This is a genomic window from Bacillus silvicola, assembly GCF_050524305.1.
In the GTDB taxonomy this organism is placed as follows: domain Bacteria; phylum Bacillota; class Bacilli; order Bacillales; family Bacillaceae_G; genus Bacillus_A; species Bacillus_A cereus_AT.
In genome coordinates this window covers 477,744-495,858 of record NZ_JBNGVC010000012.1, presented here as the reverse complement: position 1 = coordinate 495,858, position 18,115 = coordinate 477,744, and the positions used below count along the sequence as shown (strand labels likewise).

Sequence of the window (18,115 nt, the reverse complement as noted above, 5' to 3'; positions counted from 1 at the left end):
AAGATAAAAAGATTGATTCAGCCCTCACAATATACATAAGTAGGGCCGATGGACGAGGTGTTCATCATGAGATTTTTTAAAGGCTGTTTTTGGGGATTGTTACTTGTTATCCCGTTTTGGATATTGATCATTTGGATCATGATAAAGGTATGGAATGTATAATATTGGAATACATATCCATTTCTCGTTGACAAACGATTATTTTTCTGAAATAGTAGCCTAGAGGAATCCTTGTGAAAAAACAAGGATTTTTCTATTGAAAATGGTATATAAAATAGATAAGATAACTTGCCAAAACTATAGTCGAGGCGTTATTCTATAATAGAAACATATGTTCTGATTTAATTAGGAAAGGGGCAAGGAGTTTGGCGAAGCATCAGTTCCAATATAATGAAGATGCAATTCAAGTGTTAGAAGGACTTGAAGCCGTTCGAAAACGCCCGGGTATGTATATCGGGAGTACGGATAGCCGTGGATTGCATCATTTAGTATATGAAATAGTAGATAACTCCGTTGACGAAGCGTTAGCGGGATTTGGCGACGAAATTTCTGTCGTAATACATAAAGATAATAGTATTAGTGTTATTGATAAAGGGCGAGGAATGCCTACGGGAATGCATAAACTTGGGAAACCAACACCTGAAGTCATTTTAACTGTACTTCATGCTGGTGGTAAGTTTGGTCAAGGTGGCTATAAAACAAGTGGTGGTTTGCACGGTGTTGGGGCATCAGTTGTAAATGCCTTGTCAGAATGGTTAGTAGTAACGATTAAACGTGACGGAAATATTTATGAACAACGCTTTGAAAATGGTGGTATTCCTGCAACGACGTTAGAGAAAATCGGGAAGACAAAAGAGTCTGGTACAACAATACATTTTAAACCAGATACAACTATTTTCAGTACAACAAATTACAATTATGAAACATTATGTGAGAGATTACGTGAATCTGCATTCTTATTAAAAGGAATGAAAATATCGATAAAAGATGAACGTAATGATTTAGAGGATGTATTTCATTATGAAACAGGAATTGAAGCTTTCGTTTCATACTTAAACGAAGAGAAAGATTCGATTCATCCAGTTGTATACTTCACTGGTGAACAAAACGGAATTGAAGCAGAGTTAGCATTCCAGTTTAACGATGGCTATTCAGAAAACATTCTTTCGTTTGTAAATAACGTACGTACAAAAGATGGGGGAACACACGAAGCTGGATTTAAAACAGCAATGACGCGTGTGTTCAATGAGTATGCTCGTAAAGTATCGTTATTAAAAGAAAAAGATAAAAACTTAGAAGGTACAGATATTCGTGAAGGTGTAGCGGCTATCGTTTCTGTACGTGTACCAGAAGAAGTACTTCAGTTTGAAGGGCAAACGAAAGGGAAACTAGGTACAAGTGAAGCTCGTTCTTCAATTGATGCAATTGTATCTGAGCATTTAGCTTACTTTTTAGAAGAAAACCCGGATGTTGCTACACTTCTTGTGAGAAAGGCAGTTAAAGCAGCGCAGGCGCGTGAGGCTGCTCGTAAAGCGAGAGAAGAAGCGCGTACTGGTAAAAAGAAAAAGAAATCAGAAGGTACATTGAGTGGTAAGTTAACACCTGCACAATCACGTAACCCACAGAAAAATGAACTGTACTTAGTAGAGGGTGACTCTGCCGGTGGTTCAGCGAAACAAGGTCGAGACCGACGTTTCCAAGCAGTATTACCATTACGTGGTAAAGTAATTAATACAGAAAAAGCAAAGCTTGCTGATATTTTTAAGAATGAAGAGATCAATACGATTATTTACGCAATTGGCGGTGGCGTAGGGAATGAATTCGCTGTTGAAGATATTAACTATGATAAAGTTGTTATTATGACCGATGCAGATACGGATGGAGCACATATTCAAGTGTTACTACTGACGTTCTTCTACCGCTATATGAAGCCACTTATTGAAGCTGGTAAAGTATTTATCGCACTTCCACCTTTATATAAAGTAAGTAAGGGAAAAGGGAAAAGTGAAGTAATTGAATATGCATGGTCTGATGAAGAATTAGATGGTGTAACAAAAAAGGTCGGTAAAGGCTATATGTTGCAGCGCTATAAAGGACTTGGTGAAATGAATGCCGATCAATTATGGGAGACAACGATGAATCCTGAAACACGTACGTTAATTCGTGTGAAAATTGACGATGCATCAAGAGCTGAGCGTCGAGTTACGACATTGATGGGTGATAAAGTAGAACCTCGCCGTAAATGGATCGAACGAAATGTACAATTTGGTATGCAAGAAGAGGGAAATATTTTAGAAAATGAAATGATTATGGAGACGGAGGTGGAATAACATGCAAGCAGAGAAGTTTCATGACCTCCCGCTTGAAGACGTGTTAGGTGATCGCTTTGCACGTTATAGTAAATATATTATTCAAGACCGCGCGCTTCCAGATGCGCGTGACGGTTTAAAACCGGTACAAAGACGTATTTTATATTCTATGTATGTAGAAGGAAATGTACATGATAAAGCGTTTCGTAAATCAGCTAAAACAGTAGGTAATGTTATTGGTAACTACCATCCACACGGTGATTCCTCTGTATATGAGGCGATGGTACGTTTAAGTCAAACTTGGAAAGTACGTAATGTTTTAGTTGAAATGCATGGTAATAATGGTAGTGTTGATGGCGATCCAGCAGCGGCAATGCGTTATACAGAAGCACGGTTATCACCAATTGCATCTGAGTTATTACGTGACCTTGATAAAGAAACAGTAGAATTTGTGTCAAACTTCGATGATACGAGTGAAGAACCAGTTGTATTACCAGCAATGTTCCCAAACTTATTAGTGAACGGATCGACAGGGATTTCAGCTGGTTATGCAACAGAAATTCCTCCGCATCACCTTGGAGAAGTAATTGATGCGACGATGATGCGTATTGATAAGCCGAATAGTACTGTTGATGATTTATTAACAGTTATTAAAGGACCAGATTTCCCAACGGGTGGTATTATTCAAGGGATTGATGGTATTAAAAAAGCGTACGAAACAGGGAGAGGTAAAATTATTATTCGCGGAAAAGCAGAAGTTGAAACGATTCGTGGTGGGAAGCAACAAATCGTTATTACAGAAATTCCGTACGAAGTAAATAAAGCAAACCTTGTTAAGAAAATGGATGAATTACGTCTAGATAAAAAGCTAGATGGAATTGCTGAAGTGCGTGATGAGACAGATCGTACAGGTCTTCGCATCGTTGTAGAATTAAAAAAAGAAGTAAATGCTGAAGGTATTTTAAATTATTTATATAAGAATACAGATTTACAAATTCCGTACAACTTTAATATGGTAGCGATAAATAATCGTCGTCCGACACTTATGACATTACCTAAGATTTTGGATGCATATATTGGGCATCAGAAAGAAGTTGTTACAAGACGCTCACAATATGAATTACGAAAAGCAGAAAATCGTCAACATATTGTAGAAGGTTTAAAGAAAGCATTATCGATTTTAGATGAAGTGATTGAAACGATCCGTGCTTCTAAAGATAAGCGTAACGCGAAAGATAATTTAAGTGCGAAATTTGGATTTACAGAAGCACAGTCAGAAGCAATTGTGTCGCTGCAATTATATCGTTTAACGAATACAGATATTACGGCGTTAGAACAAGAAGCGGATGAGCTTAATAAGAAAATTATAGAGTTACAGTCGATTTTACAAAGTGAAAAAAGACTACTTCAAGTTATTAAAACAGATTTGAAGAGAGTAAAGAAAACATATAGTGATGATCGCCGTGCTATTATTGAAGAACAAATTGAGGAAATTAAAATCGATGTGGAAGTTATGATTCCGCAAGAAGATGTCATCGTTACTGTAACGAAAGAAGGATATGTGAAACGAACGGGTTGGCGTTCACATAATGCATCGAACGGGAAAGACTTCGGTATGAAAGAGGGTGACATCTTACTTGAGCGTTTCGATACAAACACGACAGAAACCGTTCTTTTATTTACGAACAAAGGAAATTATATTTATCTTCCTGTATATGAAATGCCAGAAATCCGTTGGAAAGATTTAGGTCAACACGTTGCGAATCTCGTTTCACTCGAGCGGGATGAAATGATTATCTGGGCGACCGTCGTACCGAATTTTGAAGAAGAAAAACGATTTATCGTATTTGTTACACGAAACGGTATGATTAAGAAAACCGAATTAAACCAATATAAAGTGCAACGTTATTCAAGAGCGTTCGTCGCTGTAAACTTGAAAAAAGAAGATGAAGTTGTTGATATATTTGCGACAGATGGAACGAGTGATATTGTTCTTGCAACTCATGGTGCATATGCACTTATTTTCCATGAAGATGAAGTAAGTCCAGTTGGTGTAAGAGCCGCTGGTGTGAAAGCAATTAATTTAAAAGAAGATGACTATGTCGCTTCTGGTAAACCATTAAATGGTGACAAAGATCAACTTATTCTCGTAACGCAGCGTGGTGCTGTAAAACGTCTAAAAGCATCAGAAATTGAGAAATCAACGAGGGCGAAGCGAGGTCTTGTTATTTTCAAAGAGTTAAAACGTAATCCGTACCGCATTGTCGGTATTGAAATTGTTCGAGACGATGAACTAGTTTACATGAAGACAGAGAAACACATTGTAGAAGAGATTGATCCGAAAGCGTATCGAAATAAAGACCGGTATAGTAACGGTAGTTTAGTATTAGATGTTAATGATACTGGTGAAGTTGTAGAAACGTGGACGAAGAAAAGAACGGAGTAAAGGAAGCATCTTGCTATCATTCATAGCAAGATGCTTTTTTATAAGCAAATCATTATGTATATAAAAATAATATTGTTATAATAGTGGAATGAAATCGTTCTCATGAAGTGAAACTTTAATCAGTGGGGGTTTTCTTCATCCCCCACTGATTATTAGTTGAACCAATTGGGCTTTTACGGGCAGTAAGGCCCTCACCTAACTTCTTTGCTTTCGCTGAATTTTGAGGTAGGGGTCTTACTGCCCGCAAGTAGCGGGATAAATGGAGGGGCAACATGAAAAAAATAGGTGTAGGGATTGTAGGATTTGGATTTTCTAGTACAACATTTCACATCCCGTTATTACAAACGATAGAAGAATATGATATTCGTGCTATTTTATCATCAAAAGAAGAAGTAGTGAAACAAGCATTACCAAATGCTGAAGTTGTTGGCACAATTAAGGAATTAGTAAATCGTGCTGATATTGACTTAGTAGTTATTACTTCACCGAATACAACTCATTCTCCATATGTAAAAGAAGCGATTGTACATGGTAAGCATGTTGTTGTGGAAAAACCATTCGTTGTTTCAATTGAAGAAGGAGAAGAACTTATTTCATTAGCGAAGCAACATAATGTCGTTTTAAGTGTGTATCACAATCGCCGTTTTGATAATGATTTCTTAACGATAAAGAAATTGTTAGAAGAAAAAAGAATAGGGAATGTATACGCATATGAAGCGCATTTCGATCGTTTCCGCCCACATGTACGTGATCGCTGGAGAGAAAAGAATTTACCAGGATCGGGAATTTTATATGATTTAGGCTCACATTTAATTGATCAAGCATTATCATTATTTGGGAAACCAGATGCGATAAATGCTGATGTAATAAAGCAACGACCAGGTGCAGAAATTGATGACTACTTCCATGTTGTACTTCATTACGGAGTAAAGCGTGTCATTTTACATAGTAGCAGTTACGTAAACCAAGCAGGTCCACATTTTACACTGCATGGAGATAAAGGTTCTATTGTGAAGTATGGTATGGATTCACAGGAAGAACAATTAAAAGAAGGAATGAAGCCAGGAGATAATGGTTATGGTGCAGACTCTGAAGAGAATTTTGCTACTATAGAAACAGAAGAAGAATTAGTATGTATGCCGACAGAAGTCGGCTGTTATGAAATGTATTATAAAGGTGTAAGAGATAGTATTGTAAATGGTGAGAAACCACCTGTAACAGCAGAAGAAGGTTTAGATGTTATTAAAGTGATTCAATTAGCTATTGAAAGTAGTGAAACGGGTAGAGTTATTCCTGTAAAATAAAAAAGACACGAATTTCGTGTCTTTTTTATTTTTGTGGAACAGAAAGGCCGTAAAAAAACATAGTGACTATATCTTGTATATGTTTTTCTCGATCTCCTTCAAGAAGTTGCACCCCGAAATCATCACCTAACTTAGTGAACATTTGAATGTAAAGTAACATCATTTCTTTTGAAAGGTGTGGATTAATTTCATTCTTTTGCTGTGCTTGTTCTAATATTTCTAAATACCAAGGCAGGATTTTTTCATTTTGATAACTATAAATAAATTCTCTGAGCGCTTCGTCTCTTTGCATCATTTGTAGTAACATATCAGGCTGAAATAACCCGCCAGTATTCATTTTTCTTACAATCATTTTTTGCATCATATCATGAAAAGGTAAGTTTTCTTCTGCAAGATCTTTATAATATTGAAATTCAGATATTATAAATTCTTGTATAAGCTCCCTAAATAACGCATCTTTACTTCCAAAATGATTATAAATTGTAACTTGAGAAACGTTTGCTTTCTTTGCAATATGTTCTATTTTCACTTCATTAAATCCACGTTCTGAAAATAATTTAAAGGCAGCATCTTTAATGGCACGTTTTTTTTTTTCTTTCACTTTTTCAAAGCCGTTCAAAGCAATCACCTCATTTAAAATATACAAGAAAAAATAATTGAAAACAATATTTTTGAAATATGGACATATGAATATTTCAAAAAGTTGTTGCGAATATGAAAGATGAGGAGTACAATAATTTTGAAATATCATACATTAAATATTTCAAAAAATGAGGTGGGCTTATGATTTCAGTTCAAAATGTCACAAAACAGTTTTCAAATGGGAAAGGCTTGTTTGATATTACATTTGAAGTGAAAAAAGGGGAAGTTTTTGGCTACTTAGGACCAAATGGTGCTGGGAAATCAACAACAATTCGTAATTTAATGGGATTTATAAAACCGACAGCTGGTAAAGCGACAATTTTCGGATTAGATTGTTGGGAAGATGCTGCGAAAATTCAAAGAGAAGTTGGCTATTTACCAGGAGAAATTTCTTTTATTGAAGGAATGAATGGATTAGAGTTTTTAAATTTGATGCAAGGAATGCGTGGGCTGAAGGAAACGAAGAGACGTGATGATTTAATAGAGCGTCTGCAATTCGATGTGAAAACACCAATTCGAAAAATGTCTAAAGGAATGAAACAAAAAGTAGGGATTGTTGCTGCATTTATGCATGATCCAGAAGTACTAATTTTAGATGAACCGACATCAGGACTCGATCCACTTATGCAACAAGTGTTTATAGATTTAATATTAGAGGAAAAGCAAAGAGGGAAAACGATTCTTATGTCGTCGCATATTTTCACTGAAATTGAGAGAACTTGTGACAGAGTAGCTATTATTAAAGATGGTCGTCTTGTAACGGTTGAAGATATTCATGATTTACAGGGAATGCGAAGACAAGTAATAGATGTAACAGTAGCATCTCAAGCTGAAATACAGTCACTTACTCAATCAAATTTACAATTCGAGGCTGTGAAAGGGAAAACAGCATCAATTATTGTGCAAGGAAATTATCAAACTGTTTTACAAATACTTTCAAACTATAATGTAACTGCACTACAAACGAGAGCGACGGATTTAGAACATTTATTTATGCATTATTACGATAAGGAAGAAGGGGTAAAGCATGAATAAGCAATTATTTTTAGCTAGTTTGAAAGAAACGCAAAAAAGTATTTTGAGTTATGCTACTGGTGCAGCTCTTTATTTATGGTTATTAATTTGGATATTCCCATCGATGGTTTCAGCGAAAGGGTTAAATGAATTAATAAGTGGCATGCCTGATAGTGTAAAAAAAATCGTTGGAATGGAGAGTCCAATTCAAAACGTAATGGATTTTTTAGCTGGTGAATATTATAGCCTATTGTTTATTATCATTTTAACAATTTTTTGCGTCACGGTTGCAACGCATTTAATTGCTCGTCATGTAGATAAAGGAGCGATGGCATATTTATTAGCAACACCTGTATCCAGGGTGAAAATTGCAATTACGCAAGCTACCGTTCTCATATTGGGACTATTAATTATTGTAATTGTTACTTATGTAGCTGGTATATTAGGTGCAGAATGGTTTTTAAAAGATAATAATTTAAATAAAGAATTATTTTTAAAAATAAATGTAGTCGGAGGCCTAATATTTTTAGTAGTTAGTGCTTATTCATTTTTCTTTTCTTGTATATGTAATGACGAAAGAAAGGCACTAAGTTATTCAGCAAGTTTAACTATCTTATTTTTTGTATTAGATATGGTAGGTAAATTAAGTGATAAGTTAGAATGGATGAGAAATATATCTTTATTTACATTGTTTCGTCCGAAAGAAATTGTTGAAGGAACATATAATATATGGCCAGTAAGCTTATGCTTAACTGTTGGAGCACTATGTATTTTTATATTAGCAATTGTAGTGTTTAGGAAGAGAGATTTGCCGTTGTAAAGTAGAAAGTCCACTTAATTAGTGGGCTTTTTTGTTTAACAGTATAACTTTTATATTTAATTATTATATACTATTTAAAAATTATACATAATAGTGTAACATAATAAAGGGGTTCAAGTTAAATAGCAAGGGGGCTATCATATATAATAAATGATTGTCATCGATAGAAATAGTATGGGAGAAATGAAAGAAACAGGGGAGTATTAAAAATGAAAATTGTAAAGAATTTAACATTCCAAGTTATTGTGGCAATTATTTGTGGTATTGCAGTAGGAGCGATTTGGCCTAGTGTTGGACAACAAATGAAGCCAATTGGTGAGACGTTCATTAATATGATAAAAATGGTCATTGCACCAATCATCTTTTTAACAATTGTGCTTGGTATTGCAAGTATGGGAAGTATGAAAAAGGTAGGACGAGTTGGTGGGAAAGCGTTATTATATTTTGAGATTGTTACAACTTTTGCTCTTGTCATTGGTATTATCGTAGCGAATGTCGTACGTCCTGGAGATGGATTAGATCCTTCAAAGTTAAAGGGCGGAGATGTTTCACAATATGTACAAAGCGGGCAAGAAATGCAATGGATGGACTTCTTTTTACATATCGTGCCTTCTAATATGTTTGAGGCATTTGCAAAAGGTGATATATTACAAGTGTTATTCTTCTCCATTTTATTTGGTGCAGGGTTAACGATGCTAGGGAAAAATGGACAACCTGTTATCGACTTTTTTGAAAGATTATCGAAAGTATTTTTTAACATTTTATCAATTGTAATGAAATTAGCACCGGTTGGAGCATTCGGTGGAATGGCGTTTACAATTGGTAAATATGGTTTAAGTACACTTATTCCACTTGGTAAATTGATGATTTGCGTATATGCGACAATGGCATTATTTGTTTTTATTGTTTTAAATTTTATTTGTAAACTGTATAAATTTAGTTTGTGGAAATATTTGGCGCATATTAAAGAAGAATTACTTATTGTTTTGGGGACATCATCATCAGAATCAGTACTGCCGCGAATGATGACAAAGATGGAAGACTTCGGGTGTTCGAAGCCGGTAGTAGGTTTAGTCATTCCAACAGGCTATTCTTTTAACTTAGATGGAACAACGATTTATTTATCAATGGCTACTATATTTTTAGCTCAAGTCTTTCACGTCGATCTTTCACTAGGTCAACAATTAACTATAATAGCTATTTTATTAGTTACATCGAAAGGAGCAGCAGCAGTAACGGGCGGGGGATTTATTGTACTAGCATCTACTTTATCTGCGATGAATGTTATCCCGTTAGAAGGGTTAGCACTTTTATTGGGTGTAGATCGTTTCATGTCAGAAGCAAGAGCGATTGTAAATTTAATTGGTAACGGTGTAGCGACTGTAGTTGTGGCAAAAAGCGAAAATGAATTCAATGATGAGAAGTATACGAGAGTGTTAGATGAAATGAAAAAAGAGAAAATGGCCGGATAAAAAAAGTCAGCCTTGCTGACTTTTTTTATTTTTGTAGGAAAAGAGTTTCTAAAAATATACATTATTTATTAACAATAATTCACAGAGATTTAATGTGTAAATATAATAAAGACTATTAAAATGGTACATTTATATGAATGAGAAATAGAATTTGAACATTATATGGAATTTTTATGAATATTACTGTAAGAAAATAATTTTTTAAAAATTTTTAATAATAATACTTTACAAATTTTAAAAAATTAGTAGAATAAGAATTAGTAAGAATCGTCTGATAAATATATAAAGAAAAACAGAATTATCAGAAAATTCTTGATTAGATATCGTTTAGAATTAGGGAGGGTACAAAAAATGAAAAAGAAAAAAATGAAAAAACTAACGGCAGTTGTAGTACCGGTTTTAGCAATGAGCATGGCACTAACAGCATGTTCTACATCAGGCGGAGATAAAAAGACAAGCACAAACTCAAGTGGAGATAGCAAGTCAGAGGGAAAATTAGCGGCAAAACAAGTGTTGAATCGAACAGTAAACCAAGAGATTCCAACGATGGATTCTTCTAAATCAACAGATACAGTATCTTCACAAATGCTAGGGAATACGATGGAAGGATTATATCGTCTTGATAAAAATAATAAGCCTATTCCAGCTGCAGCAGAATCTAGCACGAAAAGTGAAGATGGTAAAAAATATACATTTAAACTACGTAAAGATGCAAAATGGTCAAATGGAGATCCAGTAACGGCGAAAGATTTCGTATATGCTTGGCAACGTCTATTAGATCCAAAAACAGCTGCTGAGTATGCATTTATCGCATTCCCAATTAAAAATGCAGAAGTGGTTAATAAAGGTGAAAAACCTGTAGCTGAATTAGGAGTGAAAGCGGTAGATGATCTTACGCTTGAAGTTGAATTAGAGCAAGCGGTACCGTACTTCTTAAACTTAGTAGCATTCCCATCGTACTACCCATTAAATGAAAAATTCGTAAAAGAAAAAGGGGAGAAGTTCGGTATAGAGTCTGATACAACAGTTTATAATGGACCGTTCGTTCTTAAAGATTGGAAGCATGAACAAGGATGGCAATTAAAGAAAAATGATCAATATTGGGATAAAAAGACTGTAAAACTTGAAGAAGTTAACTTCAGTGTTGTTAAAGAACCAGCAACTCTTATCAATTTATATGATAGCGGTCAAGTTGACTTTGCTTTATTAACTGGAGAGTTCGTAGATAAATATAGAAATAAGAAAGATGAATTCGGAACATATTCACAAGTGAGTACGTATTTCATTCGTATGAACCAAAAACGTGATGGACAAGATACACCATTAAAGAGTAAAAAGCTACGTGAAGCAATTGCACTATCAGTTGATAAAAAGAATTTAGCAAACGTAATTTTAAATGATGGATCAAAAGAAGCTGACTTCTTAGTACCAAAAGGTTTAGCAACTGGACCAGACGGTAAAGACTTCCAAGAAACTTTTAAAAATGGTTTAAAACCAAATGCTAAAAAAGCTGCTGCAGCTTGGGAAGAAGCGAAAAAAGAGCTAGGTAAAGACCAAGTTACAATTGAATTCTTAAACTATGATACTGGTAATGCGAAAAAAGTTGGAGAATATATTAAGGACCAAATTGAGAAGAACTTAAAAGGTGTAACAGTTAACATTAAACTTCAACCATTTAAGCAAAAACTAAAATTAGAATCTGAGCAACAATATGATATTTCATACGGTGGTTGGAATCCAGATTATGCAGATCCAATGACGTTCTTAGATATGTTTGAGACTGGACATTCTCATAACCAAATGAGCTTCTCTGACCCTAAATATGACGGCATGGTGAAAAAAGCTGGAACGGAATTAATGAGCGATGCAAAGAAACGTTGGGAAGAGTTAGGAAAAGCTGAAAAAACATTACTTGAAGAAGATGTAGCGATTGTACCTTTATATCAACGTGGAGATTCTTATGTTTTACAACCAAATGTAAAAGGTGTAGTAAAACATAATATCAGTCCAGAATTTAGCTTTAAGTGGGCATACGTGACTGAAAAATAATAGAGTTAAAAAAGCATTTTAAAGTAGCTTAGCTACTTTGAAATGCTTTTTTTAGTGAGCTAAAAATACTAATTTTTAGTTCAGTTAAATAGAGAAGAACAAGGCGTATAGTATGTACATATAGTAGATGGGGGATAAATCATACTAAATTATGAAGATAAAAATCAGAATATTTAAAATAAAACTATTTACAAATGCGAAAAAAAGAGTAGAATAACATTAGTTATAATTTTCTGAAAAGTAAATCATTAACAAGGGGTCTCTCAAGGGTTGGTAATGTACATATAATTAGGGAGGGTATAAAAATGAAGAGAAAAAAGATGAAAAAGTTAACAGCGGTTGTAGTGCCGGTTTTAGCGATGAGTGTTGCATTGACAGCATGCTCTGGATCAGGTGGGGAAAAGAAAACGACTACTACATCTAATAGTGGGGAAGAAAAAAAATCTGATATTAAATATGCAGCGAAGCAAGTATTAAATCGTACGGAAAACCAAGAAATTCCGACGATGGACACTTCTAAATCTACTGATACTTTAGGGGCACAAATTTTAGGGAACACGATGGAAGGGTTATATCGTCTTGATAAAGATAATAAGCCTATTCCGGCTGCTGCAGAATCTAGTACGAAAAGCGAAGATGGTAAAAAATATACGTTTAAACTGCGTAAAGATGCGAAATGGTCAAATGGAGATCCTGTAACAGCAAAAGATTTCGTGTTCGGATGGCAGCGCTTACTTGATAAAAATACAGCTGCAGAATATGCATTTATTGCTTACTATATAAAAAATGCAGAAGCGATTAATAAAGGAGAAAAACCTGCAACAGAATTAGGAGCGAAGGCGGTAGATGATTACACGCTAGAAGTAGAATTAGAAAAACCGGTACCGTACTTCTTAAATTTATTAGCATTCCCGTCATACTATCCATTAAATGAAAAGTTTGTAAAAGAAAAAGGAGATAAGTTTGGTTTAGAAGCAGATACAACGGTGTATAACGGGCCATTCGTTATGTCCTCATGGAAACATGAACAAGGATGGCAGTTGAAGAAAAATGACAAATATTGGGATAATAAGACTGTGAAATTAGAAGAAATTAATTATAGTGTAGTAAAAGAAGTTGCTACGAAAGTAAATTTATATGATACAGGATCAATTGATTTCACACTACTATCAGGAGAGTTTGTAGATAAATATAAATCGAATAAAGATGAATACGGTGAGTATGCAGAATCAAGTACATTCTTCTTACGTTTAAATCAAAAGCGTAACGGACAAGATACACCGTTAAAGAGCAAAAAGCTTCGTGAAGCAATTGCATTATCAGTTGATAAAAAAGGTTTAGCAAACGTTATTTTAAATAATGGATCAAAAGCAACAGATCAATTGGTTCCAAAAGGGCTTGCGGCAGGACCGGATGGAAAAGATTATCAAGATACATTTAAAAATGGTCTGAAATACGATCTGAAAAAAGGCGTAGCTGCTTGGGAAGAAGCGAAAAAAGAACTTGGAAAAGATCAAGTTACAATCGAATTACTAAGCTATGATGATGGAACTGCGAAAAAGATTGCTGATTATGTAAAAGATCAAATTGAGAAGAATTTAAAAGGTGTAACAATTAACACGAAAATTCAACCATTCAAACAAAAATTAAAATTAGAATCAGCACAAGACTATGAAATTTCTTATGCAGGTTGGAGTCCAGACTATGCGGATCCAATGACGTTTATTGATATGTTTGAATCGAAGAGCCCATATAACCAAATGAGTTATTCAAACCCGAAATACGATGAAATGGTACAAAAAGCAGGTAATGAATTACTGTCTGATCCGAAGAAACGTTGGGAAGCGTTAGGAAAAGCAGAAAAATTATTCCTTGAAGAAGATGCTGGATTAGTTCCTTTATATCAAACAGGAAGATCATATGTAATGAAACCGAATGTCAAAGGAATTGTGAAACACAACATCAGTCCAGAATATAGCTTTAAGTGGGCGTATGTAACTGAGGATGGCGGAAAGAAATAATATGAAAGCATTTCAAAAGTGGTTAATATGCTTTTGAAATGCTTTTTTTAGTATAAGGAGGATAAGGCTTATTGAATTTTTGAGAAACGTTGAGGACACATTTTAAAGTTTACTGTAGGATATTAGAATAAAATTCAACGGTTGGAAAGATAAATGATAGTAAAAGATTTCATATGAATAAGGAAAATATAGAAATTAGCAATAGAGAAGAATAAGGATGGGGATGTTTACATATAGTAGATGGGGGATAATTCATATAGTAGTAATAGTAAAATAACAAGTTACTATCATAAAAAAATAAATATTTAGAAAATTTACAAAAATACTTTACAAAACTCGAAAAAACAGTAGAATATTAATTAATAAGAATTTTCTGATAACGAAAGTTAATAGAGAATCTCTAAATGTTAATATCGTACATATAATTGGGGAGGGTACAAAAAAATGAAGAGAAAAAAGATGACAAAATTAACAGCTGTTGTAGCACCAGTTCTAGTAATGAGTATGGCATTAACAGCTTGCTCTGGATCAGGGGATAAAGAGAAGGCAAGCACAACGCCGAAAAGTGGCGAAAAAGAAGGCGGAAAATTAGCTGCAAAGCAAGTACTTAATTTAACAGAAACTCAAGAGATTCCATCTATGGATTCAGCAAAAGCGACAGACCAAGTATCGTTTCTTGCTTTAAACAACGTAATGGAAGGTTTATATCGACTTGATAAAGATAATAAAGCAGCACCAGGGGTTGCTGAATCATATAAAAAGAGTGATGATGGTAAAAAATATACATTCACATTAAATAAAAATGCGAAATGGTCAAATGGAGACCCTGTAACAGCGAAAGATTTCGTGTTTGCTTGGCAACGTGCGGTAGATAAAAATACAGCAGCGGAATATGCATACATTATGTTTGATTTAAAGAACGCAAAAGCAATTAATGATGGGAAAGCACCACTTGATACGTTAGGTGTAAAAGCTGTAGATGATTACACATTAGAGGTAGAATTAGAAAATCCAGTTCCTTACTTTGTAGAATTAACTTCATTCGGAACATTCTATCCGTTAAATGAAAAATTTGTAAAAGAAAAAGGAGAAAAATACGGTTTAGAATCAGATACAACGTTATACAACGGACCATTTACATTAACAGACTGGAAACATGAAGAAGGTTGGAAGTTAAAGAAAAATGCACAATACTGGGATAATAAAACAGTTAAGTTAGAAGAAATCAACTTTAACGTAGTAAAAGATAGTGGTACACGTGTAAACTTATATGAAAGTGGACAAATCGATCGTGCTGCACTTGCATCTGAAATGGTTGACAAATATAAATCAAATCCAGACTTCTTTACACAAAAAACACCGTCAACGTACTTCTTACGTTTAAACCAAAAACGTGGTGGCCAAGATACAGTGTTAAAGAGTAAAGATTTACGTTTAGCGATTGCGATGGCATATGATAAAAAAGGTTTAACGAATGTTATTTTAAATGACGGATCTACACCTGCAGATTACTTAGTGCCAAAAGAATTTGCGAAGAGTCCAGATGGAAAAGACTTCCGTAAAGAAAATGGAGATATTTTAAAAACAGATGTGAAAAAAGCAAAAGAGCATTGGGAAAAAGCGAAAAAAGAACTTGGAAAAGAGCAAGTAACTGTAGAGCTATTAAACTATGATAGCGATAATGCGAAAAAAGTAGGGGAGTTCTTAAAAGGAGAGCTTGAGAAGAACTTACCAGGATTAACAGTGAATTTGAAAAATCAACCGTTTAAACAAAAATTAAAATTAGAATCAGATCTAGATTATGATTTATCTTACGCTGGTTGGGGACCTGACTACTTAGATCCAATGACATTCATTGATATGTTCGTTACAAATGGACCTCATAACCAAACTGGATACTCAAATCCGAAATATGATGAAATTGTAGAAAAAGGTAAAGGCGAGCTATTAACGAAAACGAAAGAGCGTTGGGATAGCTTACTAAAAGCTGAGAAAATGCTACTTGAAGATGCAGCAATTGCACCGTTATATCAACGTGGTGATGCCCTTATTCAAAGACCGAAAGTAAAAGGTATTATTCATCACCCAGTTGGTGGAGATTATAGCTACAAATGGGCATATATTTCTGAAGATAAGTAAGAGAGAGGGCGCGCGATGCGCCCTTTTTTTTATGCACTTTTCTCCCTTCCTGGAATATATAAAATAAAAAAGGGAGAATTTCATGAAACGAAACACATACATCGATTTTCTAGCTTATTACGGAATAGGGAGTGCCCATCCTGGTGGTTTTACGTTAACAAAACAATTGCTATCTCAATTGCCACTTAGACACGGAGCAAATGTTCTTGAGATAGGTTGCGGCACGGGGAAAACAGCGGCGTATATGACAAAAGAATTGGGTTATAAAGTGACAGCGGTTGAAAAGAATGAAATTATGATTCAAAAAGCGAAAGATAGATGGTTGTTTGATGGTTTAAATATACAATTGATTCAAGGCGATGTAGAAGGATTACCGTGTTTAAATGATTCATTTGAGCTTGTACTTGGAGAATCTATACTCGCTTTTACAAATAAAGAAAAGGTTATTTCGGAATGTTATCGTGTATTACAGAAGGATGGAAAGCTTGTTGTCATTGAAATGATTATTGAAAGTCATATTGAGAAAAATGAGGAAGAAAAAATCGTACAATTATATGGCATGAAAGAATTATTAACTGAGAATGAGTGGGTTCATTTATTTAAAATGGCAAATTTCAAAAAAATCACAATTGCTGGTGGCGGAACTATTGCACAAACAGTTGCAGGACATATGGAGGAGCCAGAGTGGAATGTATCATCATTTATTCCAGAAGAGCTGTATGAGGCGTGGGTACAGCATGAACAAGTACTACTTATGTATCAACATATTTTAGGGCATCGTATTTTTATATGTGAAAAATAGAAAAGAGAGTTGGCTAAAGATAGTCAACTCTTTACTATGTTAGATGAAAAATAATGCAGCTAAAGTAATTCCAAAAATGAAACCAAATCCGAGTTCAACGCCCCAGCCGCCACCCCAGCCGCCGCCACAACCACGGTCACAACCACGGTCACAGCCGCCGCCGCCCCAGCTACCGCCACATCCGAAGCCACAGCTGTCACATCTACTAAGACCACCGCAAATATCACATCCACCGTTTGAATATGAGTCATAGTATCCAAATCCTGTATCAAAAGATGAACGCCCTTTTACCGGTTCGATCCAAACAGAATCATTTGTCACGTCTACTATTTTACCTAAATGGATGCGACCGTCACGATCTTCAATTCGAACTACTTTTCCGAAATAACGTTGGCATGTATCATAACATTTTTGTCTATGCATGTTCTTTCCTCCTTCCCATTACAGTAATACGATATGTAAGCGGGACAAGTGCGGCTTGTATGAATGACCTATCTATCATAATTGTTATAGGAAAGGGGAAATATATGAAAAGGATATATAGTGAGGAGGAAATGAAATGAAATCTACAGACCAATTTCAAACGTACGAAGTTCCTTGGGAAGAATTTATTGAAGCATTGCGGGGGGAAATAAAGAAACAAGTAGGGGCGGATATTATTGATACGGTCATATGTAATTTGAAGGATGGTTTTGAAGTGTATACATATGTGCAAGGAGATTTAGATTTTGAATATAAGGAGGCGCTTGAAATAAAATACGGAAGCGATGCGAAGATACCTAACTTACTAACTGTTATGCTGTTAGCTAGTATTTACAATACAAGTGAAGAGAATATACGTTTACATGCAGATCAGAAGGAAAATCCGATTGTTGAAGTGTATGTGAAGAAATAAAGAGTGCGCTAATTATAGCGTGCTCTTTATTTTTTGTATTGAAAAGAAAATCAAACTTTAATGGTGGAATTTATAGCGGGAAAAGTATGAAAGCTAGGGGATATTGCAGATATATAATAAGGAAAAAACTCGAAATAAAATATGGAGTATTTTATTTTTGTTTACATAATGTGATTGTTGTGAACTGTTGTCCTAAAATACA

13 protein-coding genes are annotated in these 18,115 nt (G+C 34.7%); 11 read left to right on the top strand and 2 right to left on the bottom strand.

Annotated elements, in window-relative coordinates:
- Positions 1 to 365: 365 nt before the first annotated feature.
- From parE to ACP6L7_RS14340, 3 genes are all read left to right on the top strand, one after another.
- On the top strand, positions 366 to 2,330 hold the full coding sequence (parE, locus tag ACP6L7_RS14350) for a DNA topoisomerase IV subunit B (protein ID WP_001062190.1): 1,965 nt from the start codon (positions 366 to 368) through the stop codon (positions 2,328 to 2,330).
- A gap of 1 nt (position 2,331) precedes the next feature.
- Positions 2,332 to 4,755 (top strand): DNA topoisomerase IV subunit A, encoded by a 2,424-nt coding sequence (parC, locus tag ACP6L7_RS14345; RefSeq protein ID WP_097829054.1) that lies wholly within the window; start codon positions 2,332 to 2,334, stop codon positions 4,753 to 4,755.
- 272 nt (positions 4,756 to 5,027) lie between these two features.
- Positions 5,028 to 6,059, top strand: a complete 1,032-nt coding sequence (locus ACP6L7_RS14340; RefSeq protein ID WP_097829053.1) for an oxidoreductase — start codon at positions 5,028 to 5,030, stop codon at positions 6,057 to 6,059.
- A gap of 25 nt (positions 6,060 to 6,084) precedes the next feature.
- Here ACP6L7_RS14340 and ACP6L7_RS14335 read toward each other — a convergent pair whose 3' ends face one another.
- Positions 6,085 to 6,678, bottom strand: a complete 594-nt coding sequence (locus tag ACP6L7_RS14335) for a TetR/AcrR family transcriptional regulator (RefSeq protein ID WP_097829052.1) — start codon at positions 6,676 to 6,678, stop codon at positions 6,085 to 6,087.
- 164 nt (positions 6,679 to 6,842) lie between these two features.
- Between ACP6L7_RS14335 and ACP6L7_RS14330 the strand changes: the two genes are divergently transcribed.
- The 7 genes from ACP6L7_RS14330 to ACP6L7_RS14300 all read left to right on the top strand — a co-directional run bounded on the left by ACP6L7_RS14330 (position 6,843) and on the right by ACP6L7_RS14300 (position 17,018).
- Positions 6,843 to 7,736, top strand: coding sequence for an ABC transporter ATP-binding protein (locus ACP6L7_RS14330; RefSeq protein WP_097829051.1), 894 nt, complete (start codon positions 6,843 to 6,845; stop codon positions 7,734 to 7,736).
- Positions 7,729 to 8,535, top strand: a complete 807-nt coding sequence (locus ACP6L7_RS14325) for a DUF2705 family protein (RefSeq protein ID WP_097829050.1) — start codon at positions 7,729 to 7,731, stop codon at positions 8,533 to 8,535. Before ACP6L7_RS14330 ends, ACP6L7_RS14325 begins: the two co-directional genes overlap by 8 nt.
- A gap of 209 nt (positions 8,536 to 8,744) precedes the next feature.
- Positions 8,745 to 10,007 (top strand): dicarboxylate/amino acid:cation symporter, encoded by a 1,263-nt coding sequence (locus ACP6L7_RS14320; protein WP_097829049.1) that lies wholly within the window; start codon positions 8,745 to 8,747, stop codon positions 10,005 to 10,007.
- A 351-nt stretch (positions 10,008 to 10,358) separates the two neighbouring features.
- Positions 10,359 to 12,056 (top strand): peptide ABC transporter substrate-binding protein, encoded by a 1,698-nt coding sequence (locus ACP6L7_RS14315; RefSeq protein WP_097829048.1) that lies wholly within the window; start codon positions 10,359 to 10,361, stop codon positions 12,054 to 12,056.
- A 305-nt stretch (positions 12,057 to 12,361) separates the two neighbouring features.
- Positions 12,362 to 14,077, top strand: coding sequence for a peptide ABC transporter substrate-binding protein (locus tag ACP6L7_RS14310; RefSeq protein ID WP_141533561.1), 1,716 nt, complete (start codon positions 12,362 to 12,364; stop codon positions 14,075 to 14,077).
- A gap of 444 nt (positions 14,078 to 14,521) precedes the next feature.
- Entirely contained in the window at positions 14,522 to 16,216 is a 1,695-nt protein-coding gene (locus ACP6L7_RS14305; RefSeq protein WP_097829047.1) for a peptide ABC transporter substrate-binding protein, read from the top strand.
- 82 nt (positions 16,217 to 16,298) lie between these two features.
- Positions 16,299 to 17,018 carry a class I SAM-dependent methyltransferase gene (locus ACP6L7_RS14300; RefSeq protein WP_097829046.1) on the top strand — a complete coding sequence of 240 codons (720 nt, stop codon included), beginning with the start codon at positions 16,299 to 16,301 and terminating at the stop codon, positions 17,016 to 17,018.
- Between the two features lie 39 nt (positions 17,019 to 17,057).
- Here the strand turns inward: ACP6L7_RS14300 and ACP6L7_RS14295 are convergent, their stop codons facing one another.
- On the bottom strand, positions 17,058 to 17,441 hold the full coding sequence (locus tag ACP6L7_RS14295; protein WP_098519720.1) for a hypothetical protein: 384 nt from the start codon (positions 17,439 to 17,441) through the stop codon (positions 17,058 to 17,060).
- Between the two features lie 136 nt (positions 17,442 to 17,577).
- Here ACP6L7_RS14295 and ACP6L7_RS14290 point away from each other — a divergent pair, with 136 nt between their 5' ends.
- Positions 17,578 to 17,913, top strand: a complete 336-nt coding sequence (locus ACP6L7_RS14290; protein WP_430529288.1) for a hypothetical protein — start codon at positions 17,578 to 17,580, stop codon at positions 17,911 to 17,913.
- Positions 17,914 to 18,115: the final 202 nt, after the last annotated feature.

Bases quoted from the DNA above. Each gene is read 5' to 3' on its own strand.
- parC (WP_097829054.1), top strand. From the start codon at position 2,332: ATGCAAGCAGAGAAGTTTCATGACCTCCCGCTTGAAGACGTGTTAGGT.
- ACP6L7_RS14340 (WP_097829053.1), top strand. From the start codon at position 5,028: ATGAAAAAAATAGGTGTAGGGATTGTAGGATTTGGATTTTCTAGTACA.
- ACP6L7_RS14330 (WP_097829051.1), top strand. From the start codon at position 6,843: ATGATTTCAGTTCAAAATGTCACAAAACAGTTTTCAAATGGGAAAGGC.
- ACP6L7_RS14325 (WP_097829050.1), top strand. From the start codon at position 7,729: ATGAATAAGCAATTATTTTTAGCTAGTTTGAAAGAAACGCAAAAAAGT.
- ACP6L7_RS14320 (WP_097829049.1), top strand. From the start codon at position 8,745: ATGAAAATTGTAAAGAATTTAACATTCCAAGTTATTGTGGCAATTATT.
- ACP6L7_RS14315 (WP_097829048.1), top strand. From the start codon at position 10,359: ATGAAAAAGAAAAAAATGAAAAAACTAACGGCAGTTGTAGTACCGGTT.
- ACP6L7_RS14310 (WP_141533561.1), top strand. From the start codon at position 12,362: ATGAAGAGAAAAAAGATGAAAAAGTTAACAGCGGTTGTAGTGCCGGTT.
- ACP6L7_RS14305 (WP_097829047.1), top strand. From the start codon at position 14,522: ATGAAGAGAAAAAAGATGACAAAATTAACAGCTGTTGTAGCACCAGTT.
- ACP6L7_RS14300 (WP_097829046.1), top strand. From the start codon at position 16,299: ATGAAACGAAACACATACATCGATTTTCTAGCTTATTACGGAATAGGG.
- ACP6L7_RS14295 (WP_098519720.1), bottom strand. From the start codon at position 17,441: ATGCATAGACAAAAATGTTATGATACATGCCAACGTTATTTCGGAAAA.
- ACP6L7_RS14290 (WP_430529288.1), top strand. From the start codon at position 17,578: ATGAAATCTACAGACCAATTTCAAACGTACGAAGTTCCTTGGGAAGAA.